The sequence below is a fragment of the Cupriavidus sp. 01L415 genome, assembly GCF_056400065.1.
The window spans coordinates 21,440-46,671 of record NZ_JBFTSP010000032.1; the positions used below are offsets into that span (position 1 = coordinate 21,440).

The 25,232-nt window shown below is 62.5% G+C and carries 20 protein-coding genes; 10 read left to right on the forward strand and 10 right to left on the reverse strand.

Features of this window, described 5'->3' with window-relative positions:
• Positions 1 to 195: 195 nt before the first annotated feature.
• From AC1DOX_RS26855 to AC1DOX_RS26875, 5 genes are all read right to left on the reverse strand, one after another.
• Positions 196 to 690, reverse strand: a complete 495-nt coding sequence (locus tag AC1DOX_RS26855) for a YbhB/YbcL family Raf kinase inhibitor-like protein (protein ID WP_441622817.1) — start codon at positions 688 to 690, stop codon at positions 196 to 198.
• 138 nt (positions 691 to 828) lie between these two features.
• Positions 829 to 1,437, reverse strand: coding sequence for a PqiC family protein (locus AC1DOX_RS26860; RefSeq protein ID WP_441622819.1), 609 nt, complete (start codon positions 1,435 to 1,437; stop codon positions 829 to 831).
• Complete coding sequence (locus AC1DOX_RS26865; RefSeq protein WP_441622821.1) at positions 1,434 to 3,065, reverse strand: PqiB family protein; 1,632 nt, start codon at positions 3,063 to 3,065, stop codon at positions 1,434 to 1,436. The genes AC1DOX_RS26860 and AC1DOX_RS26865 overlap by 4 nt, the downstream gene beginning before the upstream one ends.
• Positions 3,049 to 3,723 (reverse strand): paraquat-inducible protein A, encoded by a 675-nt coding sequence (locus AC1DOX_RS26870; RefSeq protein ID WP_441622823.1) that lies wholly within the window; start codon positions 3,721 to 3,723, stop codon positions 3,049 to 3,051. Before AC1DOX_RS26870 ends, AC1DOX_RS26865 begins: the two co-directional genes overlap by 17 nt.
• Complete coding sequence (locus tag AC1DOX_RS26875) at positions 3,720 to 4,367, reverse strand: paraquat-inducible protein A (protein WP_441622881.1); 648 nt, start codon at positions 4,365 to 4,367, stop codon at positions 3,720 to 3,722. The genes AC1DOX_RS26870 and AC1DOX_RS26875 overlap by 4 nt, the downstream gene beginning before the upstream one ends.
• Before the next feature lie 342 nt (positions 4,368 to 4,709).
• Here AC1DOX_RS26875 and AC1DOX_RS26880 point away from each other — a divergent pair, with 342 nt between their 5' ends.
• A complete protein-coding gene (locus AC1DOX_RS26880; RefSeq protein ID WP_441622825.1) occupies positions 4,710 to 5,357 on the forward strand; it encodes a TetR/AcrR family transcriptional regulator in 648 nt (215 codons plus the stop codon).
• Positions 5,358 to 5,372: 15 nt separating this feature from the next.
• On the opposite strand, the gene AC1DOX_RS26885 is transcribed toward AC1DOX_RS26880, so the two are convergent.
• On the reverse strand, positions 5,373 to 5,993 hold the full coding sequence (locus AC1DOX_RS26885) for a TetR/AcrR family transcriptional regulator (protein WP_441622827.1): 621 nt from the start codon (positions 5,991 to 5,993) through the stop codon (positions 5,373 to 5,375).
• Positions 5,994 to 6,445: 452 nt separating this feature from the next.
• Between AC1DOX_RS26885 and AC1DOX_RS26890 the strand changes: the two genes are divergently transcribed.
• The 5 genes from AC1DOX_RS26890 to AC1DOX_RS26910 all read left to right on the forward strand — a co-directional run bounded on the left by AC1DOX_RS26890 (position 6,446) and on the right by AC1DOX_RS26910 (position 14,075).
• The gene (locus AC1DOX_RS26890) at positions 6,446 to 7,558 is read left to right on the forward strand and encodes an efflux RND transporter periplasmic adaptor subunit (RefSeq protein ID WP_441622829.1); all 1,113 of its coding nucleotides are present in this window, start codon (positions 6,446 to 6,448) and stop codon (positions 7,556 to 7,558) included.
• Positions 7,555 to 10,608 (forward strand): efflux RND transporter permease subunit, encoded by a 3,054-nt coding sequence (locus tag AC1DOX_RS26895; protein ID WP_441622831.1) that lies wholly within the window; start codon positions 7,555 to 7,557, stop codon positions 10,606 to 10,608. Before AC1DOX_RS26890 ends, AC1DOX_RS26895 begins: the two co-directional genes overlap by 4 nt.
• A gap of 38 nt (positions 10,609 to 10,646) precedes the next feature.
• On the forward strand, positions 10,647 to 12,002 hold the full coding sequence (locus AC1DOX_RS26900; protein ID WP_441622833.1) for a TolC family outer membrane protein: 1,356 nt from the start codon (positions 10,647 to 10,649) through the stop codon (positions 12,000 to 12,002).
• A gap of 12 nt (positions 12,003 to 12,014) precedes the next feature.
• Positions 12,015 to 12,749, forward strand: coding sequence for an MgtC/SapB family protein (locus tag AC1DOX_RS26905; RefSeq protein ID WP_441622835.1), 735 nt, complete (start codon positions 12,015 to 12,017; stop codon positions 12,747 to 12,749).
• 219 nt (positions 12,750 to 12,968) lie between these two features.
• Entirely contained in the window at positions 12,969 to 14,075 is a 1,107-nt protein-coding gene (locus AC1DOX_RS26910) for an IS110 family RNA-guided transposase (RefSeq protein ID WP_441622837.1), read from the forward strand.
• Positions 14,076 to 14,599: 524 nt separating this feature from the next.
• Here AC1DOX_RS26910 and AC1DOX_RS26915 read toward each other — a convergent pair.
• Entirely contained in the window at positions 14,600 to 14,884 is a 285-nt protein-coding gene (locus AC1DOX_RS26915; protein ID WP_441622839.1) for a septal ring lytic transglycosylase RlpA family protein, read from the reverse strand.
• 1,213 nt (positions 14,885 to 16,097) lie between these two features.
• Here AC1DOX_RS26915 and AC1DOX_RS26920 point away from each other — a divergent pair.
• Positions 16,098 to 16,538: a hypothetical protein gene (locus AC1DOX_RS26920; protein ID WP_441622841.1), complete on the forward strand. Its 441-nt coding sequence runs from the start codon at positions 16,098 to 16,100 to the stop codon at positions 16,536 to 16,538.
• Between the two features lie 341 nt (positions 16,539 to 16,879).
• Here AC1DOX_RS26920 and AC1DOX_RS26925 read toward each other — a convergent pair whose 3' ends face one another.
• Positions 16,880 to 17,863, reverse strand: coding sequence for a VOC family protein (locus AC1DOX_RS26925; RefSeq protein ID WP_441622843.1), 984 nt, complete (start codon positions 17,861 to 17,863; stop codon positions 16,880 to 16,882).
• Positions 17,864 to 17,887: 24 nt separating this feature from the next.
• Entirely contained in the window at positions 17,888 to 18,769 is an 882-nt protein-coding gene (locus AC1DOX_RS26930) for a fumarylacetoacetate hydrolase family protein (protein ID WP_441622845.1), read from the reverse strand.
• Positions 18,770 to 19,392: 623 nt separating this feature from the next.
• Between AC1DOX_RS26930 and AC1DOX_RS26935 the strand changes: the two genes are divergently transcribed.
• Both AC1DOX_RS26935 and AC1DOX_RS26940 read left to right on the forward strand, forming a co-directional pair.
• The gene (locus AC1DOX_RS26935) at positions 19,393 to 20,688 is read left to right on the forward strand and encodes an MASE1 domain-containing protein (RefSeq protein WP_441622847.1); all 1,296 of its coding nucleotides are present in this window, start codon (positions 19,393 to 19,395) and stop codon (positions 20,686 to 20,688) included.
• Positions 20,685 to 21,902 (forward strand): alpha/beta fold hydrolase, encoded by a 1,218-nt coding sequence (locus AC1DOX_RS26940; protein ID WP_441622849.1) that lies wholly within the window; start codon positions 20,685 to 20,687, stop codon positions 21,900 to 21,902. Before AC1DOX_RS26935 ends, AC1DOX_RS26940 begins: the two co-directional genes overlap by 4 nt.
• Here AC1DOX_RS26940 and AC1DOX_RS26945 read toward each other — a convergent pair.
• On the reverse strand, positions 21,899 to 24,187 hold the full coding sequence (locus AC1DOX_RS26945) for a patatin-like phospholipase family protein (RefSeq protein WP_441622851.1): 2,289 nt from the start codon (positions 24,185 to 24,187) through the stop codon (positions 21,899 to 21,901). The two genes, AC1DOX_RS26940 and AC1DOX_RS26945, sit on opposite strands and share 4 nt — an antisense overlap.
• A 188-nt stretch (positions 24,188 to 24,375) precedes the next feature.
• Between AC1DOX_RS26945 and AC1DOX_RS26950 the strand changes: the two genes are divergently transcribed.
• Positions 24,376 to 25,188: a MipA/OmpV family protein gene (locus tag AC1DOX_RS26950; RefSeq protein WP_441622853.1), complete on the forward strand. Its 813-nt coding sequence runs from the start codon at positions 24,376 to 24,378 to the stop codon at positions 25,186 to 25,188.
• The last annotated feature ends 44 nt before the right edge of the window (positions 25,189 to 25,232 follow it).

Consider the following 25,232-nt stretch of genomic DNA (forward strand, 5'->3'; position numbering starts at 1 on the left):
TCCAGTTGCCTGACATTCAGAACATTGGAGTATGCACCAGAAGAACGGGTAGGCTCCTTGGCTAGCAGGCCCCCACCGTCGGTGGGATGGAACCGGTAGCGTCCAGATGTGGCACGGTGGCAGTAGGTTTGGCTTGTCTGTTTCCGAAGTTCGCGACAAGGCTTCTTGCTTGTTGTCCTCGCGCAGCCGCGAAATCTAGCGTTTGTAGAGGCCGGTCAGGGTGGCCGTGGCGAGTGTGTTCTGGTAGATTAAGAAACGCACCACAGCGTTGGTCGGGTTTGGCGGCAACCCGAGCTCGGGCACGCCCAGCGCGTGCACGGTGAAGATGTAGCGGTGCGCGGGCAAGCCCTTGGGCGGGCAGGGTCCGCCGTAGCCGATGGCGCCGTAGTCGTTGGCGGCCTGAGTGCCGCTGGCGCCCAGATCGGCGCCGTCGCTTGAGCCCAGGCCTGCGGCGAGCTGGGTGACGGACGAATCGATGTCGAACAGGATCCAGTGCCAGAAGCCGCTGCCGGTGGGCGCGTCCGGGTCGTACAGCGTCAGCGCAAAACCCTTGGTGCCTTCCGGCGCGCCCTGCCATTTCAGCGCGGGCGAACGGTTCCGGCCGGTGCCGTCGTAGCCATCGAACTCATGCACCAGTTGCAACGGATCCTGATCCTTGAGTTCCGGCGATGTTAATGTGAAGTAGCTCATGCTATTTCCTTTCACTTGATTCTGATAGCTCGGAAAACCGTATCGCTTGGAGGTGCCTGCGGCCTCCCGACGATCCCATCGCCGACAGCACATATCGAACAGGCTGGCGGCACCCATGCCTTGCGCATTCTCGCGCGTCTACCGGTTAAGCGATTGCACGCCAGCTGCTATATCGGCCGCGGTTGCCGCGAGGATCTCCCGATACGCATTCACCACGCCCTCCATCTGCCCGGGCGCCGGCACCTCTGTTTCGATGCGGCCGCTCAGAGCTTTCCCGTCTGGCAGTCGCTGCACGGTCCAGGCGATGGTCGCCGCTGCCCACTCGCCCACATTGGCGTCGAGGTTTACCACCTCGGTCGTTACGCGGAAGGCCGGCTGCGTCGCCGACAGGCCGTGATGGTAGACATCCACCGCATCAAGGCTCGATTGCAGTTGCTGCGACAGCGCATCGCGCAATTCGTTGGGCAACGGTGACGTCCAGCGCGATGTGTCGGACAGCTTGACGCCCCCGCCGGTACCGTCACGCACCACCAACTGAATGCGGTTCAGCCGCTCGGGCACGCGCACCGGCGTGACCTCGATCCATGACGGGTTACCGCTGCGGCTGGCTCGCCCCGTCACGGCCGGCGCGGCGTCGGAGCGACTGGCAGCTAACGTGTAGTAGCGCGCGTCGGGCGACGCGCAGCCGTTCATCGTGGTCATGACCGCGACGGCCAGCGTAACAAGCATCGTCAGACGTTTCATCATTTCTCTTCCCTCTTGCCTTGCAGGAGCGCTTCGGGATGCCGCTCGAGATATTCGGTGAGCATGCGCAGCGAGACGGCTGTTTGCGTGAGTTCCTGCATCATCCGGCGCGTATCCTGTTGCAGTGCTGCGTCGGGCGCCAGCGCGCCATTGGCCGTGGCGAGTGTGCGGCGCACATCCTGCAGTGCGGCGAGCACCTGCGGTGCCACGTCGCCATTGACCCGTGCCACGAGCTTGTCCGCGTTGACGAGCATCTTGTTCATCGACACCATCGCCGTGCGCGCGTCCTGCCCGATCTGGTCGAACGGCACCTTGCCGATCTTGGTCACGATGTCGCCAAGCTTGGCTTGTAGCTCGTCGAAGGTGCCTGGTGTGGTGGGGAGCTCAGGCACCGACGCGCTCAGGTCCAGATCAACCGGCAAGGACGCTTTCGGAAAGAAATCGAGTGCCACATACATCTGACCGGTCAGCAGGTTGCCGGTGCGCAACTGCGCGCGCATGCCGCGCTGTACCAGGCCATGCACGATGGCGCGCTTGCGCATGTCGTCGGCCACGTCCTTCTCGCGCAGACCCATGCGAGACGGATAGAGCTCGACCACCACGGGCATGCGGAAGGCCTTCTTGTCACGCTGGTATTCGATACCGATCGAACGCACCTGCCCAACGGTCACACCGCGGAAATCGACTGGCGCACCCGGCGACAGGCCGCGCACGGACTGATCGAAGTTGAGCACTGCCAGCGCGGGGGCGAGCTCATCCGGTTCCTTCATGGCTTCGGACTGGTCCGCCGCCAGCAGGAACTCGGTGTTCTCGGCGGCCGCGGCGTGCGCGGTCGAGTGCTCCGGGGCCTGGAAGGCCAGGCCGCCAAGCATCACGGTGACCAGCGACTGCGTGGAGAGCTTCAGCCCGTTCGCGTCGAGCTTCAGGTCGACGCCGCTGGCGTGCCAAAAGCGCGTATCGGCGGAAACTAGCTTGTCATATGGCTTGTTGACGAAGACCCGCAGCGTGATGTCGCGTCCGTTCGGTTCGAGTTGATACGCCACCACGTGGCCGACCTGCACGCGACGATAGTAGACCGGTGAGCCGATGTCGAGCGAGCCCAGGTCTTGCGCACGCAGTACGAACTGCCTGCCTGAGGCATCGGCAGTGACAGTCGGCGGGACTTCGAGCCCGGTGAAGCTGCGCGTCGTCTCGCCTGACTTGCCCGCATCCACGCCGATATATGCCCCCGATAGCAGCGTCTCGAGCCCCGATACACCACTGAGGGCAAAGCGCGGCCGTACCACCCAGAAGCGCGTGTCGGACACGGCGAAGCTCTTGGCATCCTTGGTCAGGGCAATCGTCGCTACCACATGGGAACGGTCCTCTGCCAGCCGTGCCGTCTTGACCAGCCCAATATCGACGTCCTTGTAGCGCACAGGGGTCTTGCCTGGTGTCAGGCCTTCGGCGGTGCGGAAAGTGACGGTGATCTCGGGCCCGCGTGATGCTAGCGTGTTGATCAGCAGTGAAAGTCCGACCACCGCCGCAACGATGGGGATCAGCCAGACGAGCGAGGGTAGCCAGCGCGCGCGAGGCTTGCGCCCCGGCTGCGGTATACCATGAGGCGGGGGATGATTAACGTGTTCGGGCATGATCGGAGTGCTGCAATTCGATGGAGGAAGGCGACGTCTCGAGCGCATCCCACAGCAGACGGGGATCAAAGCTCAGTGACGCGAGCATGGTCAGTACGACAACCGAGGCAAAGGCCAGGGCCCCGGCCCCGGGCGTGATCGTGGCCAGCGCTCCGGCCTGCACCAGCGAGGCCAGCAGTGCGACGACGAAGATATCGAGCATGGACCACCGACCGATGACTTCGACCAGGGTGTAGAGCCTGGTCTGCTCGCGGAGGCGCCAGGTCGATCCGCGGCGCACCGATAGCAGCAGCAATGTCAGGATCATCATCTTCAGCAACGGGACGATGATGCTGGCGATCAGCACCACGATTGCCAGCATGTATGAGCCGGACAACCACAGATAGATCACGCCAGACATGATGGTGTCGTGCTGCGTGCCGAAAATTGACTGCGTCACCATTACCGGCAGCAGATTGGCCGGAATATACAAAAGGTAGGCGGCCAACAGGAAGGCCCAGGCGCGCGCCACGCTGGCCGGCTTGCGATGATGCAGCACGGTACCGCAGCGCGGACACGGTTCGGCCTCGAGCGTCATCGGACTGAGCAGGTCGCAAACGTGGCACGACAGCAGTCCGCGCGAAGTGGCGGTAGCGCAGGGCGATTGAGCCGCGGTCATGATGCGGCATCCGGCGAGCAGGGCGGTACGTCATCTGTAACGTGCGCGTCGAGGTGGTGCCACAGTTCGCGCGGATCGAAGGACAGAATGGCGGCAAGTACGACCACAAGTGCACCGAACGACCAGAGGGCGGCGCCAGGCAGCACCTGCGCGATGGTGGACAGCTTCACCACCGTGACCAACACGCCGATCATGAACACTTCGATCATGCCCCACGGCCGCGTCTGGCGAATGCCGCGCACGATGCGGTCGAACCCCGGTGGCATGTGATGTTGCGCCATTGGCACGAGCAGGTAGCACATCATGAGCAATTCGGCCAGCGGAAGCAGGATCGTCGTGGCAAACACGAGCATCGCCACCAGCGCCATGTCGTCCACGTAGAGTGTCTGTACGGCGCCCCATAGCGTGGTCTCCATGCGGGAGCCCTTGAGTTCCATAACAACAATTGGGTACGCATTCGAGATCAGAAACAGGACCAGTGCGGTCACCACGAAAGGAAGTAGGCGGCGATAGGCACGCGAGCTGTCGCGATAGAGCGCACCGCCGCACCTCAGGCACGTGGCACATTCGTCCGGTTTCAGCGCCACGCGCGCATGGAGTGCGTCGCAATGCTCGCATGCCATCAGCCTGTCCGGATCCTGCATGGGAACTGGCAGCGAGGAGTGGTTCTGATACACGACGTCTCCTTGGGGGAAATTATCGGCCTCGTTGCGTGAGGCAAGCGGCGCGTGAGCGCACCGGAACTCTTCCTGAGTTCCGCATTCTTTCACATAATGATTTTATTGTCATCATGACATTGTGTATGTTATAAGAAGCGCACTGACGCCGCTGCAGCCAGGGCGTTCATGGCATACGCCATGTTGGCGGCGTTGTAGCGGCAAATTGATATAATTGCCTCGTCACATAAGGTCCTCTAATTGAAGATGCCTGCCGTTCCTGATCCCAAAGACCATCGCCCTCGCGTTGCCGCAGAACGGCGTGCACGGATGCGCCAGCGTCTCATTGAAAGCGCGATGATCGTTTTTGCGCAAAGGGGTGTCGGAGCCAGCGTGATCCCGGAAGTCATTGCGTCAGCTGGCGTCTCGCAAGGCTCCTTCTACAACTACTTCCGTACTAACGAGGATCTGCTGGCGGCTGTCGGCGACGCGCTCAGTCACGACATGGTGCAAATGATTGAGGGCGTGGTCGGCGATATCGAAGACCCGGCGTTACGTGTTGCAACGGGTATTCGCTTATACCTGCACCTTGCGCGATCCTATCCCGTCGTGGCGCAATTTCTTTCCGGTACGGGCCTGCTTTTGGTCGGCAACAAGAGTGCTGCCGTCTACGAATACCTGCCCTCGGATGTCAAGGAAGGCCTGAAGAGGGGCACGTTTGACGAGGCTTCGGCCGACGTTGCATTGGACATGGTGGCCGGCGCCGGGCTAATCGCCGTTCACCGCATGGCCAAGGGAAGGACAACCAAGGATTATCCCGAACGGATTGTCCGGGCGGTGTTGCGGTCGCTCGGTGTGCCTGCATCGAGTGCGGTACGGTTGACCTCCGCGCCTTTACCAAAGCTGGTGGCTCCGCCAGAATCTTTGCTCGAAAAAGCCCAGGAGAAGCTCGTCGCCAAGGCCGAGCCCTCCAACTAGCGAGCAAAGCTAGTGCTAGGGCGCATCGCTGATCGTTTCCGCGAGCAAGCCGTCGAATAGCGCTTCGCTCGCATGCAGCGGCGACCTCGATATCGCATCGGCCGCGGATTCCTCCACGCCCAAGGCGCGCAATGCCACGGCAGCGGCGAGTTCCGAAAAATCTTCGCGACATTGCGTTTCAAGCATGCTCTGCATGGCGCTCATTGCGGCTCCAGCAACGATATTGAAGCCCAGGGCGATTGGCATGCGCTTGAAGCGATTGCGACGAACGCCTTCCTCTATGTCCCTGCGGACAAATTCCAGCATATTCGGTGCCTGGTAGCCCGCCCATCCGAGCCGGCCAAGGATGCCAGCCACAGCCGGCTGGTGTACTGTCAGTAGCGACGCCAGCCGTATTCCCCTGGCGATGTGCTCGGCCGGGTCGTCATGGTCGCGCACGATGGGGGCGGCCGCTCGCACCCACTGTTCAGCAATCTTCCCGACAAGCTCTCGCACGATCGCGTCAGACGACGGAAAGTACTTGTAGAACGTTCCGCGTGAAACCCCTGCTGCCGAGATGATGTCGTCGATGGACGGCGTCGAGGCGCTGTTCTCCAGCATCAAGCGCATCGCACTGTTCAGCAACAGCGAGCGCATACGCTGCCGCCGCTTTGCCGCAACTCGCTGACGATGGTCGCTAGTCTTCCACGGTTCTGTTTGAGCTGCGAATCGCGTCTGCATCCGGGCCATTGATCTGTTCTCTCCTCATAGTTAATGCGTCGACAACGCCGCGCGCCGCCGGTCTTCCTGCGGCCTATGTCGTTCACATCACTCCGCGATTATCGTTGCGCACCACATCCTGCAGGCGCGCGCTTTCTTCGTCTCATGCGGTCCGGGACGAAATAGTTGCCTCGCTCGCACACGCAAAATAAGCTATACGTCATCATGACGATGAAGTCATTATGATGTATATTTCGGGCTTCGGGAAGGGTGAATCCCCTACCAGGCCTGCCGTCAATGACGCCAGCACGTGTCCGATTGGAGCGGCTCGGTGGCGTGGATCGCTAATGACTTGCAGGCGAGCGACAGACCTTAGTGGAGCGTAGAAATTGAACAGGAACCTTCGAGCGGCAGCTCTTACCATCACCGCGGTGCACCTGCTGGCCGCGTGCACCCCGGGTCCAGAACCCGAACGCAAAGACGTGAGGCCGGTGCGGACAGTGGTCGCCGGACGTACCGATGGGTCGGTCGGTGGGACCTACTCGGGCGAGATTCGTGCGCGTTACGAAAGTCAGTTGGGCTTCCGCACAGCCGGCAAGATCGTCGCGCGCATGGTGGAAGTTGGGAGCCATGTCAAGCGCGGCCAGCAGTTGTTCCAACTCGATCCCACGCAGGAAACATTGCAGGTAGCCGCAGCGGGTGCGGAAGCGGATGCGGCAAAAAGCCGGGTAGCCCAGGCGCGGGTGGACGTTAAGCGTACCGAGCAACTGCTCGCCCAGAACTTTGCCTCGCAAGCTGAGCTGGACCAGCAGCGGCTAGCGCTTAACCAGGCGGAAGCACAACTGCGTTCGGCACTGGCGCGCCAGCAGCTGAATGCCAACATGCGCGGATTTACCACGCTCCTAGCGGACCGCGATGGCGTGGTCAGCGCCATCAACGCGGAAGCGGGCCAAGTGGTTTCAGCCGGGCAGACTGTCGCCACCGTCGCGGCTGACGGCGAACGCGAGGTTTCGATCAGCATTCCGGAGTCGCGAGTCGACGAACTGCGTAAAGCGCCGACGCTGACGATTTCGGTGTGGGCGCAGCCGGAAAAGTCCTGGACGGGCAAGCTCCGAGAGCTTGCGCCGGATGCGGACAGCGTCACCCGAACGTACTCGGCGCGCATCTCCATTCAGGAGGCAGATCCCGAACTGCTTCGACTAGGCATGACAGCGTCGGTGATCACACCCGACGTGGACGGCAGCGGCGTAGTTCGCGTGCCCCTGACTGCCATCGTTGATCATGAACGTGGCCGCCAGGTATGGGTGGTCGACCCGAAGACGTCGCGGGTTATCGCGCGTGAAGTCAAGCTGGGCGCAGCGCAGAACGACAGCGTGATTGTGGTTGGGGGACTGGCGGGCGGAGAGACCGTGGTGAGTGCCGGCGTGCACATGCTGCAGGCTGGCCAGCAGGTGAAAGTGGCCGAGGCGGTAACTGTCGCCAAGGCGGGAGGTGTGAAGTGAAAGGTATCAACCTGTCCGAATGGGCACTGAAGCACCAGCAGATGGTCGCGTTCCTGCTGCTGCTGTTGTCCGTGGCGGGCGTGCTGGCCTACAGCAGTCTGGGCCAGAAGGAAGACCCCGAGTTCACGATCAAGACCATGGTCGTGCAAGCCTACTGGCCCGGAAGCTCCGCGCAGCAGATGGCCGACCAGGTCACCGACAAGATCGAGCGCAAGTTGCAAGAGGTGGCAGAGATCGACTATACGTCCACCTATGTGAAGCCGGGCGAAACGCAGGTCAAGGTCAACCTGCGCGAGGATGTACCACCCGGCGCGGTGCCCGATGTGTGGTACCAGGTCCGCAAGAAGATGGGGGACATCCGGCATACCTTGCCACAGGGCACACAGGGCCCATTCTTCAATGACGAGTTCGGAGACACGTTCGGTAACCTCTATGCCATCACGGGCGATGGCTTCGACTATGACGACCTGAGACGGATTGCAGATGACGCGCGTAATGAGTTCCTTCGTGTCGACGACGTCAACAAGGTCGACCTGGTAGGCAAGCAGGAACAGAAAATCTACGTGGAAGTCTCAACCGCCAAGCTGGCCTCGCTGGGGATCGACCCGGCACTGATCGCGTCGACGCTCGCACAAACCAATGCCGTGACATCGGGCGGGACGGTGCAAACCACCGCGGAACAAGTCCGGTTGGCTGTCAGTGGCGAGTTTGACTCGGTCGAGAAAATTCGCGCCATCGGCATCCGTGCCGGCCAGCGTACCTTCCGTCTTGGCGATATCGCCGACGTCCGCCGGGGCTTTGTGGAGCCCGCCACCTCGAGGATGCGCTTCAACGGCAATGAGGCGATTGGACTGGCGGTGAGCATGCGCAAAGGCGGTGACGTGATTCGGCTCGGCACAAGGTTGGACGAAACGGTCAAGCGCATCGAGTCCACTCTGCCGGTCGGCGTGCAGATCCACGCGGTCAGCGACCAGCCACGCATCGTCGAGCATTCCGTGTTTGAGTTCAAGAAAAGCCTCGCCGAGGCGGTGATCATCGTGCTCATCGTAAGCTTCCTGTCGCTGGGCTTCCGGACGGGATTAGTCGTTGCGCTTAGCATCCCACTCGTGCTCGCCATGACGTTCCTCGCGATGTACGTGATGGGCATCGACTTGCAGCGCATCTCGCTTGGTGCGCTGATCATCGCGCTCGGGCTGTTGGTGGACGACGCCATCATTGCTGTCGAAATGATGGCGCTGAAGCTCGAGCAGGGCTGGGACAAGTTCCGTGCCGCCACATATGCCTACACGGCCACCGCTTTCCCGATGCTCACCGGCACGCTGATCACTGCGGCGGGATTCCTTCCAGTCGGCTTCGCGAAGTCGGGTACGGGCGAGTATGTGTACTCGCTGTTCCAGGTAGTGGGAATTTCGCTGGTGCTGTCGTGGATCGTGGCCGTGCTCTTCACGCCATACATCGGCTACAAGCTGTTGAAGGAGCATGCGCACGCGTCGCATGACGAGGATGCCGTCTACCAGCGTGGCTTCTATGTCAAGTTCCGCCGTTTCATCGATTTTTGCCTGCGGCATCGCGTGTGGGTGATAGGCGTCACGCTCGCCGCGTTCGTGGGCGCACTGATGCTGTTCAAGGCAGTACCCCAGCAATTTTTTCCCGCATCGGACCGGGCCGAACTAATTGTGGACCTGTGGATGCCGAAGGCCTCGACGTTCGAGGCGAGTCAGCGCGAAGTCCAGAAGCTGGAAGGCCTGCTCAAGGGCGATCCGGACATTGCGGCAGTGACCAGCTTTGTCGGTAACGGCGCGCCGCGTTTCTACCTGCCGCTCGATGTGCAGACGCCCAATCTGAACTTGGGGGAGATGCTGGTGATGACGAAGGGCGGCGAGGCGCGGGAGCGGGTGAGGGAGAAGCTCGAGAAGCTGTTCGATGAAAAGCTCCCGAACGTGCGTGGCCGCGTCAATCGCCTGGAGAACGGCCCGCCTGTCGGTTACCCGGTGCAGTTTCGCGTATTTGGGCAGGACAACGCCAAGGTTCGCGCAATCGGCCAGCAGGTGGCGGACATCATGCGTCAAGAAACGCACGTGCGCCAGGTCAATCAGGACTGGGGTGAGCGCATCAAGCGCGTGCAGGTTGACGTCGACCAGGACAAGGCCCGTGTGTTGGGAGTGAGCTCGGGGCAAATCAAGGAGGCGCTTGAGGCATCGCTGTCGGGCACGCCCATCACGCAGTACCGCGAGGACGACCAGGGTATCGACGTGGTTTCGCGCCTCGTCGCTGCGGAACGAACGGACCTGAACAACTTGAAGGACGCAAAAATCTATGTGCGCGACGGCAAATTTGTGCCGGTGTCGCAGGTGGCCCGGCTCGCGCTGGACAGCGAGGACAGCGAGCTGTGGCGGCGCAACCGCGTGCCTACGCTGACCGTTCGTGCCGATATTGTGGGGGCCCAGGCCCCTGACGTCACGCGCGCGCTGCAGCCGAAGATCGATGCGCTGACGAAGGACCTTCCGCTCGGCTATGGCATCGAGATCGGTGGCGCTTCCGAATCGAGTGCGAAGGCCCAGCGTTCGGTTTTCGCGGTGATGCCTTTGACGATCATCGCGGTGCTCGTGCTGCTGATGATTCAGCTGCAGGACATGAAGAAGATGGCGATGGTGCTGCTGACCGCGCCGCTCGGGCTGATCGGTGTGAGCGCGATCCTGGCCGCGTTCCAGATTCCGTTCGGCTTTGTTGCGATGTTGGGCGTCATCGCACTCGCGGGAATGATTATTCGCAACTCGGTGATCCTGGTCGTGCAGATTGATCAGGACGTCGGCGCAGGCGTCGCGCTGTGGACGGCCATCGTCGAGGCGGCGGTGCGGCGGCTGCGTCCGATCGTGTTGACTGCCCTGGCGGCAATTCTCGCGATGGTGCCGCTGACCCATTCCGTGTTCTGGGGCCCCATGGCATGGGCAATCATGGGGGGGCTCGCCGTTGCCACGGTGCTGACGCTCGTCTTCCTCCCCGCTCTGTATGCGACCTGGTACCGGGCCAAGCGCCCTGCGGTCGTCTGATCGCAAATGTGACGTTGAGAGTAATTTCGATGAAGAGAATGAATATGGCCTTGCGGGCCGGGCAGGTGGCCTTGGGCTGCATGCTTTTCCTGAACGCCGGAGAGTCGGGCGCTATCGACCTCGTGGGGGCGTATCAGCAGGCATTGGCGCATGATCCAACGAGCCTCGCTGCCAATGATGCGCTCACGGCTGGGCGCGAGAAGGCTGTGCAGGGCGACGCGCTGCTGCGTCCCCGCGTAAGCCTGCAAGCGGCCTTGGACCGGATCAACAATCGATCGTCCGCCAACCCGCCTGCCGAGGTCGCGCCGTTGGTCTCCGCCGATAGTTCGGGCACGGCGCGGCAGGCCGGTGTGATGCTCGTGCAGCCCCTTTACGACAAGTCCGCGGTGGCGACGAGGAAGCAGTTGCACGAGCAATCGAACCTGGCGCAAACGCAGTTCGAACAGTCTCGCCAGGATTTGGCCTTGCGAGTGGCCGAGGCATACTTCGGCGTGGTGTTGGGCGAGGAGACGCTTCGGGTGGTGCAGGCTGAGAAGGCGGCCCTGCGACTACAACGCGACCGCGCGAAGGCACGCTTCGACATCGGGCAGGGCAAGATCACCGACCTCCATGAAGCCCAGGCGCGCCTGGATGGCGTGGAGAGCCGCGAAGTCGCGGCACAGTCTGCGCTCGAACAACGACGCACTCGTTTCCTGGAAATCGTCGGCACGCCGCCCGATCAGCTCAACGGGCTAGCGCCCGGTTTCGCGCCGCGGCCACCGGAACCGGACAATCTCACGGCGTGGCAGGCAAAGGGTGAAGAGCAGAGCTACCTCGTCAAGACCCGGCAGTCGGAGCTCGACGTTGCCGGTGCGGAGATCGACAAATACCGCGTGGGCAGTCGCCCGACCGTTGCGCTAGTGGCGCGTTATGGCGCACAAGGGCAAACCGGAAACCTGGCTCCCTGGATTGCAGCCAGCAATTCCCGAACCGCGACGATCGGCTTGCAGCTCAATATTCCGCTGTACGCGGGTGGCGGACTGGATTCGCGCGAGCGGGAATCCGTTGCGAGGAAGAGCCAGGCGGAGCAAGAGATTGCCGCCGCCCGGCGAGACGTGCGCCTGAAGGTGCAGGACGGATACCTCTCGGTGAAAACTGGTGTATCGCGCGTCGCCGCACTCGAACAGTCGTTGACTTCAGCGCGTAGCGCGCTCGCCGCAACGACGCTTGGCCGGGATGTCGGTACCCGTACGCAACCCGACGTGCTCGACGCGCAGCAGCGCGTATTCACCGCTGAGCTCGACCTGGTTCAGGCACGCCTGGACTACCTCCTTGGCCGCCTGCGGCTTGCTGCCGCGGCGGGGGAATTGAGCGAGGAATCCTTGCGCTCGCTGAATGCCTGGCTCGCAGCCTGATCGCGAGATCCTATGCCAGGAGATCTGCAGCACTATTGGAGCGGCGCATTTCTCGCTGCCAACGCGTTCATCGGGCTGAACATGGCCGGCGCGCTCCTGCTCGGCATGCTGGTTGGCTACGAGCGCTCATACAACGGTCGCGCCGCCGGCATGCGCACTTATGGGCTCGTCTGCATGGCGTCCACGGCATTGACTGTGTTCGTCGGCTACCCGACGCTGTGGTACGGAGGTGCCACAGCGAACATCCAGGCAGACCCGACCCATACCATCCAGGGCGTGGTCACCGGCGTCGGCTTCCTTTGCGCCGGGGTCATCATGAAAGACGGCATGAGCATCCGCGGCCTCACGACCGCCGCATCCATCTGGGCCGCCTCGGCCATAGGCGTGTTGCTCGGCGTTGGTTTTTATGCTGCCGCATTGCTGCTCGCCGTGCTGTGCGTGGGCTCGATGTCCCTATTGCATCGGCTGGAGTCCAGGCTTCCGGGGCGCATGACGCTTGATGTGTCGCTGACGTTCCAACCCGGCGAAGCGCCGGACTTCGACTTGCTGATCGACAGGGCAAAGTCACGCGGCTATTGCGTGCTGCACGACAGCCTGATGATCACGTATGCCGACAACCAGGCCGTGTGGCGAGTCGGCCTGGTCGCACCGGACAAGGCGCGCGCGCTATCGCCGGCAGGGCTGGCGGCCGAGATGGCTGCAACCGAGGGCGTCTCCCGGTTCAGCATCGTACCGGTGCGCAGTTGATTGATAAGCGAACACGTCTATTAACCACAACCAGGCTGTTTTCCTGAGAATGCATGGTGATCTAAATGAATTTCCTGAGGGACTCGAGGGCAGCGACCAACGAGCTCCTGGGGAGTAGCCCTAGACAGAATGTATTGACCTGCCGCACCTCAAGCGGCGTGGATTAGGCTTGAGGTGGGTTAAACCAACGGCCCAGAGCCACAATTGAGGGGGCAGGTCATGGACAAGTTTAGCAAGTATGTGGGCCTGGATGTCCACCAAGAAACCATTGCCGTGGCGGTCGCGGACACAGGTGGCGACGTCAGGTATATGGGCGAGATCGGGAATACGCCGGAGGCGATCAGGAAGCTGGTTACGCAACTCAAACGTGCCGGAGCCCGACTCTCGTTTTGCTACGAAGCGGGCCCGGGTGGCTACGTGCTGTATCGGCAACTGCGTGATCTGAAGCAGGACTGTCAGGTGGTCGCCCCTTCGCTGATTCCACGCAAGCCCGGCGAACGCGTCAAGACCGACCGCCGCGACAGCCTGAGCCTGGCCCGGCTGCACCGGGCCGGCGAACTGACCGCGGTCTGGGTCCCCGGCGAAGCCCAGGAGGCCGTGCGCGACCTCACCCGTGCACGCGAGGACATGAAGCATCTGCAGCGGCAGGCCAAGCAAAGATTGTTGTCGTTTCTGTCACGCCATGGCCACCGCTATAGCGGTAAATCCCGCTGGACCCAAGCGCACTGGCGCTGGCTCGACGGGATCAAGTTTGCCTACCCAGTGCAGCAGATCGTGCTGCAGGAATACATCGACACCGTCCGGGCTTGCAGCCAACGTGTGGCTAGCCTGGAGCAGGAGATCGAACGCGCGGTGCAGGACTGCCCGGTCTGGCCGGTAATCGAAGCGTTGATGGCGCTACGCGGGATTAGCCTGATCGCCGCGGTGACCGTGGTCGCCGAGCTTGGCGATCTGCAGCGCTTCGCTGATGCCCCACAGTTGATGGCGTATCTGGGCCTGGTGCCGAGTGAGCATTCCAGTGGCAAGCGTGAACGACGCGGCGGTATTACCAAGGCTGGCAACAGCCATGTGCGGCGGGTGTTGGTCGAGGCGGCCTGGACCTATCGACACCCGGCCCGCAAGACAGCAACGCTGCAACGGCGCGCCGAGCGCACCACTGCCCAGACACAGGAGATCGCATGGAGTGCACAGAAGCGCTTATGTCAACGCTTCCGTCACCTGACAATGCATGGGAAGCTACCAGTGCAAGTTTGCACCGCGATAGCGCGCGAATTGACGGGATTTATTTGGGCAATCGGCCAGCAGGTAGAGGCCAGACCGCATTGATCGAGACGCAGCGCAATGTGTTTGGGCCAGGGCCGGCGGCGGTGGAGAATCCTCGCGCACAACTAGGAGGCAACCGGAAACGGCATAACCCTCGAACTAGACGGAGGCAGCTCCTCGACGAATCGTTTGTCATGCGATACCCAACCCGCGCATATCAGAATGATCAACCGTCGAAGAACCGCTGGCCCTGGCCCAAACACACTGCAAGTTCAACCAGCATAAACAGGCACCGAGCACTTGACAGGGTCAATACATATCAGTTGTATGTGTATGGATCGCAGTTGCGTACGGCGTGTGGATCACGCTCCGATAGTCAGCGGGCCGCGCTCTGCGCCCACTGTGGCGCAGCGTTATCGACTCATCTCAGACGAAGCCCCAGGAATGACCGCTCTCATGGATGGCGGTCATACGAAGAGTTTGCGAGCGATGACAGCTTATGACCGGGTGCGGCCCGACGCCGAGCACAACCGAGCGTTCTTCCTGGGCCGGTCCGCGTAGGGCAGAAGACGTCCCGAAGCAGGCGATCAACGTTCAATCTGCACGCGCATCGACCGCGCGTCTGGCAAACCCAAGGCTTCCGCCGCAGCGTAAGAGAGATCGATAATCCGGCCTTTGACGTATGGTCCGCGATCGTTGATGCGAACGACAACCGACTTTCCGGTAGCCAACGATCTGACGCGCACATAGCTGCCGAGCGGTAATGTTCGATGGGCGGCAGTCAAGGCGCCGCGATCGTAGCGTTCTCCGTTTGCGGTCAGATGCCCCTGGAGCGTTGCCGAATACCATGACGCCTCGCCGGATTGCAACATCTCGTGCTCGTGCCGAGGGCGACAGGAATCAGCTCTGCACGCAGCATGCTTGGACGGAATCTGTCCGCAAGCAGTGAACAAAGCGCAGATTCCCAAGACTCCCAAATAGCGAAGAGATAGCACTATAGACCACCCGTCAGTTATTGAGACGTGGTTCTAACGGCTTCCAAAAGTTCGCGTTGGCGGCGTGGCCGGCTTACGTAGCACTTTGACAATATTTTAGGTGACAAGCGGCGCCCCAGAAGGGCCGACCCAACGACAGGCTGGTTTCTGGACTATCGGTCGAATGTGGTCCAAAATTTTCGCATTTTGCCCGGAGTATTTGACGCGACGCCGTTGAGTTGACCACTTTATTACCGCATTGTGGAAAGCCTAAAGGCAGTCAGCGCGCCATGCTTCCCTTCCGGCGCGATAGTCCGTTGCCCGGCTCTTGGATTACACGCTACCTCATGTCAATGCTTGCACTGTGACGTCTTTGCGCTTGAATCGAATGACTGCTTGTTGGCCCGCAGAGTCATTTGGATGTCGCCACTGCAGTGCTCGCGAACAGCTGATATTGGACTCTGCCGTCGACTGGCCGTTTGAGGGCCAGACCGCAGTCATCGTCGGTTGCCGACCCTTCTGAGCCGTTCAGCCAACCCATGTCAACGGCAGTTATGCAATATCGTCCGGCCATTCGGACGCGTTTCAGGTTAAGTCAGAACCGAAACTGGCCGCAGGCGCCTAGGTCTGTACGGGGGCTCGCTCGCGAGCGTTTCCATCCTGACGGAGGGAAGATTGCCTGACGCTTATAGAGCGTGGCTGATGTTACCCATATTGATATCAGATGTGAGCATCTCAGTACATGTCGAAGTCGTCCTCGCCGTAGACTTCTGCCGGGCAGTACGCCGCACCAGCTAGAGAAGAATGCTTGGTTAGCAATAACAAATTCGGGGAGTGGGAAGGTGGGTCGACGATATTGTCTTGTACTTTTTCTATTTTTTCTGCAATTAATATTCTGCATTGGCCCATCTCAGGCCGCAGAGCAGGGATAGAAATTATGAAGAACTTGGGAGATGAGCCCCGCTTGGTTTCGCATTATGGTCCAGGTCCGTGGGTAAAAATGGCTCATAATCACCAATGTTTTGATGGGCGACGTTTAGAGATCCACTATTTTAGTAATCGACGCGGTTTAAATGTTGAGCTTAAATTTAATAGCCGATAAGGTGATATCGTGAACAATGTTAAGTTTAATTTCGTTGCGGAAGGTGATGGCAGTGGTGAGTTGAGGCTGCGCTTCGAGGTAGATAAGTTCTCTGGCTGGGGACGTGCCTACTTTAATGCCGATGAATTGTTGCGCCAATTGGAGAATTTCGCCGAGTTTCCAATTTCGTCAGCGGGCGCACCAGAGATAAGGGGAGGGTTCTGGGATTCGTCGGCCCAGGAGAGTCGCTTAATACAGGAACACCTGTTTTTCTCCGTTCGTCCCGTTGGAACAACTGGTCAACTCAGCTTCGTGGTACGTGTTGCAGTTCCTGACGGCACCACAGGTGGACCAGTACTTTTATCAGCCGCAGCTCAATTTCCTACAACATATGAAGCTCTGGGACGGTTTGTGAGAGACATGAAAGCACTGTTGCGCGGAGAGAGCCAAGAAGCCGTTTTGCAAGACTAGTCTCAGACCGAGCTTTACTTTCGTTGCGAGGGGGTATGTCACGACCTTCCATAGTCAGAATGGATTTTTAGTTCGCTCGTGGGCCAGTATTGCGCTCCCATATCAAAGCTCGCAGCGGAAAGTTCTTACGCGAAGACTATTCCAAACCGATGATACGTCTCCACAGCCAATGGCTGTCTCCGACTGGACAACGGACGGTCGGAGACAACTTAGCAATGGCAGAGATTGGCCGATCCCAGTCCGATGCTCCCAATCCAGGCGACCTTCCCCGGAAATCGGCGATGAGCCTTTACTCTTTGGGTTTGTAAGCTTGCAAACGCCCCCGGCCGCTATCCAGTCGTTCACGCCTCCGTGTTGTGAACAAAGTAGGGCGGTACTTCCGGGCCCCACTGATACAGCGCGTCTTCTGCCGGGTAGTCGCCGGCGGGCCAGGGCTGTCCGGCGGAGATGTAGTCGATGTCGGCGGAATATTCGCAGAACGAACCCCACGGGTCGCGCACGTAGTGGAAGAAGTTTGAGCCCAGGACGTGCCGGCCCGTGCCCCAGCCTTCCGTATAGCCGGCCTCCGCCATCTGCGCGGCGCCCTGGCCCACCTCGTCGATGCTCGCCACGTCCCAGGCGGCGTGATGCCAGCCCCGCGCGGTGCTCCTGGCGAATGCCACGAGGTGGTGATCGCAGCCGTGCGGCGCGTGCGTGAACGCGATGCCGTCTCCCGAGCGATCGGAGAGGCGCAGCCCCAGCGCGCTCTCGTAGAACGCCAGCGCGCGCCACACGTCGGGCGTAAACAGCAGCACATGCGATAGCCGCCGCGGGCGCACCGTGGTGACCTGGCTGCGCACGCGGGCGCCGCGCTGGTCCGCGCGCGCATGGATATCGCGCAACGGGCTCTTGGCACTCGGCGCGGTCTTAGGGCCGACCTTCACCTGCACAAGGTTGCCGTCGATATCGTAGAACCAGAGGCCCTCCTGCGTGGCGTGGGGCGAGTCACCGGCAAAGACGACGCCGGCGGCAATGAGCTGTTGGCGGATCGCCTCGAAATCGCCGGCGAAGCAGTGGAAGCTGAGCCACGCCAGCGCCTTGCGCTCGCCCGGCAACAGCCGCGCGCAGATGTGTTCGTCCTGTGCCAGCAGCGCCAGGCCATCGCCATCGGGCACCACGCTCAGGCCAAACGCGCGATGAAAGTGCGCGGCGCGATCCATGTCCGGCACCGTCAACGCGTAGTGGCCAATCGAATGCACTGACGCCGGGTGAGCTTCGGCGCCGCCATTTGAATGCCCCGACGCCGGGCGATCCCCCGCGCCGCCATTCTCCGCTTGTGTTGTCATCGGTCTCCCCCCTGGCGATGGCGGTCAGGCGGCGCGCTTGGCGGGGCTAGCCTCGTCGGCGCTGGCGGCAACCTCCTCGTCGGCGATTGTGTTACGCAGCGGGGCGAAGCCCGTCACCGATACCTCACAGACATCGCCGGGGCGCATCAGCAGCCGGGGCTCGCGGGCCCAGCCGATGCCGGACGGCGTACCGGTCACGATGATGTCGCTGGGCTCCAGCGTGATGGCTTCGCTGATCACGGCGATCAGCGTGGCGATGTCGAAGACCATCGTGTCAGTGCTGGCCGATTGCACGACCTCGCCGTTGAGGCGCGTTTCCAGCCGCAGCCCCCGGGCGCCGCGCGGCACTTCGCTGGCGGTGAGCAGTTCCGGGCCGAAGGCGCCGGTGGCATCGAAGTTCTTGCCCACGGTCCATTGCGGCGTGATGAACTGGTACTCACGCACGGACCCGTCGTTGAACAGCGCATAGCCCGCGATGCAATCCAGCGCATCTTCCTTGCGGATGTGGCGGCCCCCCTTCTTCAGCACCACGGCCAGTTCGCCCTCGTAGTCCAGCGTGTCCGACACGCGCGGGCGGACGATCGGCTGGCCGTGGCCCACCAGGCTGGTGTCATAGCGCGGAAAGATGGTGGGGTAGGCGGGCTGCTCGTACTGGCTTTCCCGGGTGTGGTCGGCGTAGTTCAGGCCAATGCAGAAGATCTTGGCGGGATGCTCGACGACCGGCAGGAACGTGATGTCGGCCTCATCCACCAACTGATCGCCGGGCTGCGTATTGGCGTAGGTTTCCAGGTCCACGCCGGCGCCCAGCAGGTGCTCGATCGATGCCTCGCCGAGGATGCGGATCTTGTCGCCTTCACGGGCGCCCAGGTATTTGTTGCCTTCGAAGATAAAGCGGACGTAACGCATTGGGAATTCCTGTCTCTCTGTTTGTATAGGGCGGGGGGGCCATGGGCCGGGGCATTGCGGGCGAGGTTGCTGCAGCGCGCAATCGGCGCAAAACGCAACCCGTGCTGGCACCCCGAGGGAAAGCCTACTGGCTCGGGGCGAGCATCAAAAGATGGCGTGTTTTCCCTGGCGATAGCTGCCAGGTATCAGTGGGGAAGGGCGGGGGAGGAGGAGGGCTGAAGCGGGAGGCGTTCGGGCCGGGAGGATGCGGGCCGGTGGAGAGCGTAAGGATTGGGCCGGCCTGACGCCAGATTGCGCAGGGTTGGGCGCATGCGGGCCAATGCGGGAATCGGCCCGTCCCGGTGCCCTTGCATCGGCGGGGGCGGCGGACAAAAGCGACGATTCGCCGATTTGCGGGTTGAGGGACCGTCTCGGAACACCCCAACGCTGCCGCTCGTCCCTCAGCCAGAACGCGCCCTCTTCTTGACCCATTGCGGTCATTCGGAGATCCACATCCATAAAGTGCTTTATTGGGCTCAAAAATGGCGAGTGGCCCACCGGCGCGGCGCGCTCGCAGTCAACGGCGGAAGCTGGCGTCGCGTTCAGTAGGGGCGCCTGCCATGCCCAGACAAGGACCCGTTATTGTGAACCCATCGAACCGAGTCGTTACCCTGCTGCTTTGGGCAGCCTTGTACTTTTGTTTTGGGTACGTCTCGCACCAGATCAACGGACCGTTCTCGGCCACGGGTTATATCTGGCTGCCGGCCGGCGTGACCGTGGCTGCCTTCATGCTGGCTCCGGTGCGGCGCTGGCTAAGCCTGGGCCTGGCTTTCCTGGCGGTCCAGATGCTGCTGGGCTGGGTGGAGGGCCGCGATGCCTTCCGAACATTGTTGTTCTCGCTCGATGAAATCGGCTTTGCCGCCGTGGCAGTGGCGCTGGTGCATTTGACCCAGTTCTCGCTGGAGGGCCTGGCGTTCCTGCGCGGCCTGCTGCTGGCGGGGGCTATCAGCAGTATTGGCGGCGCATTGTTGGGTGCCGGCTGGTTCTGGCTGTTTCTGGATGTACCGTTCTGGCAGACGGCAAAGATCTGGGCCGCGGCCGATTTCGTGGGCGTGCTGATCGTGACGCCGGTTTTCGCTGGCTGGGCGCGGTTCCGTGCGGTGCGTTCCGGCGGCCGGCGGCGCGGCGAACTCCTCTTTGGCCTGGCGGCACTGGCGGGCGTCCTGCTGACGGCCGGCGTGGTGTTCGACGGCACGCGGCTCTCGCTGCTCTCGCTCGGTGTGGCCTATGCGCTGACCTATATCCCGCTCTTCTTTGTCGCGATCGTCGCCCTGCTGCTGGGCGGGCGCGGTGGTTCGGTGGCCGTGGCATTGCTTTCGGCACTCGTCCTGATCAACACGGCGCAGGGCGACGGGCCGTTCGCGCAAACCGCCCTCCATCCCGGATATTCCCTGCTGGTCGCGCAGTTGTACCTGGCCGTGGCCGCGCTGCTTACGTTGCTGATCAGCACGCTACGCACCAGCCGCGAGCAACTGCACGAGCTGGCGGCCCGACGCCAGAACGATGTGGAGCTGGCCCTGGCCGCCAGCATGCAGTTGGTCTACAACCTCGATCCGCACACCGGCAGGCTGCGCTGGTGTGGCAGCCTGGAGAGGGTCCTGGGCATTCCGGAATCGTCCTTCGCCACGCTCGATGAAGTCCTGGCCTGCGTACATCCCGACGACCGCGCCGAGGTGCGCCGCCGCTGGCTGCGCGAAAGTGATGGCGAAATTGGCGGCGAGCTGACGTTCCGCCTGCTGTTGCCGGCCGGCGCCACAACGACAGTCGTGGATATGAGCGGTCCGCTGCTGGACGGCGACGAATCCGTCGCGCTGATCGCCGGCGCCTGGCGCCTGTCCGAAGGCAGGGGCGAGCATTCCGAGGGGCGGCGCGCGGCATGACAACGCAACAGGCTCCGCGTGTCGGGGCTTTGCTGATCCACGGGCTGGGCGGTACGCAGTACGACCTGGGACCGATGCACAAGGTCTTGCGGCGTGCGGGTGTGGAGACCCACGCCGTCACGTTGCCCGGTCACGGTGGCGTGCCGGAGGACCTCCTGCCGGTCCGCGCCGAGCAATGGCTGGCGACCGTGACAAAGGCCTATGACGAACTGGTGGACCGCTATGACACGTTCCACGTCGTCGGCATGTGCATGGGTGCGCTGCTGGCGCTGGTACTTTGCGAGCGCCGCCAGCATCGCAAGGGCCAACTGGTGGCGCTGGCTGCGCCGGTCTATATCGACGGCTGGTCCACGCCTTCCTATCGCTGGTTGCGGCATCTGGTCTATCACATGCCCGGATTGCCTGCGCGGATCAAGGTCGAGGAGAACGAGCCGTTCGGCATCAAGAACGATCTGGTGCGCGCCATCGTCAAGGCCAAGTTCGAGCGCGGGGACAATTTCCACTATCGCTGGGTACCGCTGGCTTGCATCCGGCAGGTGGACCGCCTGCGGCGCTGGGTCCTGGCCGGGGTGCATCGCATTGCGTGCCGCACGCTGGTGATCAACGCGCGCGAGGATGAGCTCACCACGCTGCGTTCCCTGGATTTCCTGACGACCGCGATCCCGCAGGTGCAAAGCGTTGTGGTGGAAAACAGCTATCACATGATCTGCGTGGACAACGATCGTGAGCAGGTGATTGCCAGCGTGCTGGACTTCCTGGAACTGGATGGCGTGGCGGGGCGCGGGCGCGCCAGGCGGACCGTGGAAGGACTGATGACCGCCGAGGCCGTGACCACGCTGGTGGGCGAGTATCTGCTGGCACTGACCACCCGGCACTACGAAGCGCTGTTCCCGCTGCTGGCGCCGGGTATCCAGTGGCGGCATCTCGGCGAGCATCCGCTGGCTGGCAGCTACAACGATCGCGACGCGGTGATTGGCCTGTTCGAGCGCCTGGGACAGATGGCGGGCGATTCGCTGCAAATCGACGTGGTTGGCACGCCGCGCATTGACGGGCAGTCCGTGGAACTTGACATCGCGGTGGTCTACCATCAGGCCGACGGCCCTTCCATGGAGGGCCGCGGCACCCAGGCCCTGCAATTGAGCAACGGCCGCATCCACAGCGTGGAGTACCGCCCGGCGGTCACCGTGGCGGCCCCCGAAGCGATGACCGGCTAGAACACCCGTCCCAGCTGCAGGTAGACATTCCACGTGCCCTGTGGCGCCACCGCAAGACCAAGATAGAGCGGCCCGATCACGCTGTTGCCGCCGATGAACACGCTGGCGCTCGTCTTGTACGGTCCATTGCCGAAGTTCCTGCGCGTGAGCCATACATCGCCCACTTCCATGCTCGCCCCGAACACGGTGGACCGCAGCCCTGGCAGGATGAACTCGCGCAGGTCGTTCAGGTAGGTAAGCCGGCTATACAGCAGGTAGTTGCCGGAGAACTGGTCCGGCGCATAGGCCGACAGGTGCTGGAAGCCGCCCAGCGTAAAGCCCAGCCCGCCAATGACGCTGCGGTCGTTGCGGTGGTCGTTGTACGTGACGGCCGCCTCGGCGGCCAGGTTCAGCGTATGGCGGCCCAGACTGCTGGCCCACAGGGCCTTGGCGTGGAAGTCGTTATAGCTCTGGTCCCGGTTGCCCAGCGACAGCTGGTTCAGCGCGAACAGGTAGTAGCCCTTGCGCGGGAACAGGGGATCGTCGAGCTGGTCGATGGTCAGCTGGGCGCGCACGGTCGGTTGCCGGATATACACGTTGTCGAACAGCCCGCGCCGGGTGCCCGTGATGGTGTAGTCGGACCGATAGCGGACCTGCTGATAGTTGGTACCCAGCCGGAACTCGCCAAGTCGGCCCAGCGGCATGCCGAGGTCCAGGCCCACAATGCCGGTGTCGACACGTACCGCCGTGAGCGGCACCGTGGTGCGATCGGGGGCGTTATCGGGAAACACGTCCACGTGCTTGCGGCCGTATTCGGCATAGGGTGCCAGGTAGAAGCCGAGGCGATCGAACACGGGCTGGCGCAACTCGGTATGCCAGCGAGCCTGGTTGCTGCCCAGCACGATGTCGTTGCGCCACTCCAGTCCACTCTGTGTCAGCCAGGGATAGCGGTGGCCAACCTGCAGGTTGAACGCGCCCTTGCCGTCGAAAGTGGTGGACATACCAAAGCCAAACAAGAGGAACTGCGGTCCCCAGGATTTCTCCTGGGCGTCGACCCTGAGTACGGCGCGGTCGTCCTCGCGGACCAGCTCATGGGTCACGCTTTCGAAATCTCCCGTGGTGGCGAGCTGGGCAAGATCATGATTGACCGTGGCGGTGTCGTAGTGCCCGCCCTCGCGCGTGCGCAGGTACTTGCGCACGAAATCGGCCGGAATGCGCCCGGATGTGTGGATCTCGAGGGCGTCGATGCGCGTGGGGCTGGGGGACGCAACGCGCGTGGCGCGCGAGGCCAGGTACTGCTCCCACGCTTCGGGCGGCAGCGACAGTGCGGCCAGTTTCGGTGCGGCAGCCTCGGTGGCCGCAAAGCCGCGCTGCACCCCGCCTCTGGCGTGCGAGAAGTCGGTGAAGGAGAGCGTGCCGAGGTCGGGCTCCAGCAGGATATCGCGCGGACCCAGCAAGGCCTTCTGCGCGGCGATGTTCTGGTTGGTGAGGATGGTCACCATCTGCTGTGTGACGGCAGCGGGCGAGTCCAGGCTGGCCGGATCGTCGAGGGGCGAGGCCACATTGACCGCAATGATGATGTCGGCGCCCATGTCGCGCGCCATCTGCACGGGGAGGTTGCTGACCAGTCCGCCATCCACCAGCGTACGGCCGTCTACCCTGAATGGTGCGAACAGACCCGGCACCGCTACGCTGGCCCGGATGGCGCGCGGCAGCGATCCGCTCTTCTGTATCACAGGCGCACCGGTGCCGAGGTCCGTGGCAACGGTGCGAAACGGGATCGGCAGCTTGTCGAAATCGGTTTGCCCGGACCATTGCGACGTCCAGTTCTGCAGCAGCGCGAGCAGCTTGTTGCCTTGTATTAGCCCCACAGGCAGTTTGACCTTGCCATCCCCAATGCCGGCCGAAATGCCAATCGGGTACTGGAAGTCGTCCTCGCGCAGGCTCTGGGGCAGTTGCGCACGTTCATTGCGGTCGAACACGATGTCGCTGAGGTTTGTGTTCGATAACCGCTCATCCAGCTCACGGGCGGGCAGCCCGCTCGCATAGAGCCCTCCGACGACCGCCCCCATGCTGGTGGCCGCGATGCAGTCGATGGGGATGTGCATGGCCTCCAGCGCCCGCAGCACGCCGATATGGGCGTAACCGCGTGCGCCGCCGCCCGAGAGCACCAGACCGATACGGGGTCGATGTGCGCCAGCCGTCTCGGCCGGGGCGCATTCCGCATGGGCGAGTTGGGCGAGGAGCAGGAGCGACAAGCAAATCAACGGCAGCCAGTGACGCGGGCCGGGGGTGGATCGGGGCATCTCGGTGGGATCGGCAAGAGGAATGACGGGCCCGGAGGCAGACAGGACCCGGGGCGGCAGGTATCAAACGCGTTGGCTCGTATTTACGACGACGGCACGGACTAGGGTGGCGGTTGGAGTCGCCACGCGTAGAATTGGCGACTTTGTGTACGCGCCGACTGTCCGGCCGCAATTTTCCAGATTCTCTCATGGGTACATCGATTCTCTGGCGGTGCCTGGCCTGCCTGTTCATCGGCAGCGGCATTGGCCATGCGTTGGCGGAGCCCGCTCCGTCCGACACCCCCCCGGCGGCCGAGGCCGGTGCGCGGAAAGGGGACTGGTCGGTTGCGGCGGGTCCCGCGCTCTACGTTGCCCCCGACTATCCCGGCGCGCGCTCTTCCCTGGTCTATCCCCTCGTGTACCAGGATATCGAGTACAAGCGCCGTTTCTTCTCGCGTGGGTTCGACCTGCTCGGCGCCTATCTGGTCAACGACGACACGTGGCAGGTGGGCGCGGATTTCCAGTTGGATCCCACATGGCGCCGCGCCAAGGACAACGCGCGGCTGAACGGGCTGGGCGATGTGCATCCTACCTTGCGTGGACGGGCGTTTGCGCAGGCGACATGGTATTTCGTGACGCTGTCGGCGGACATCGCGCAGGATATCGCAGGGCAGGGCCAGGGTCTGGTGGCCAATGGCGATCTGTTCTTCAGCCTGCCAGTGGGGCGCTGGATGTTCACGATGGGGCCCGGTACCACGTGGACGGACCAGCGCTATATGGATACGTTCTTTGGTGTTACGCAGGCCCAGAGCAGCCGGTCGGGCCTGCCCGTCCATGCGGTAGGGTCCGGCCTGCGCGAGTGGCACGCCAATGCCTTTGTGACGTACAACATTTCGTCGCACTGGCAGGCATTGGCACAGGTGACCTTTGCCCGGTTGCGCGGTGATGCGGCGTCGAGCCCGATCACCGAACGACGTCAGCAGTGGACGACGATGGCGGCCGTGACGTACCGCTTCCGCTAAGCGCGCTTGGCGTGGACTGAGGGTTTTCTGGTTTGGCTGGAAGT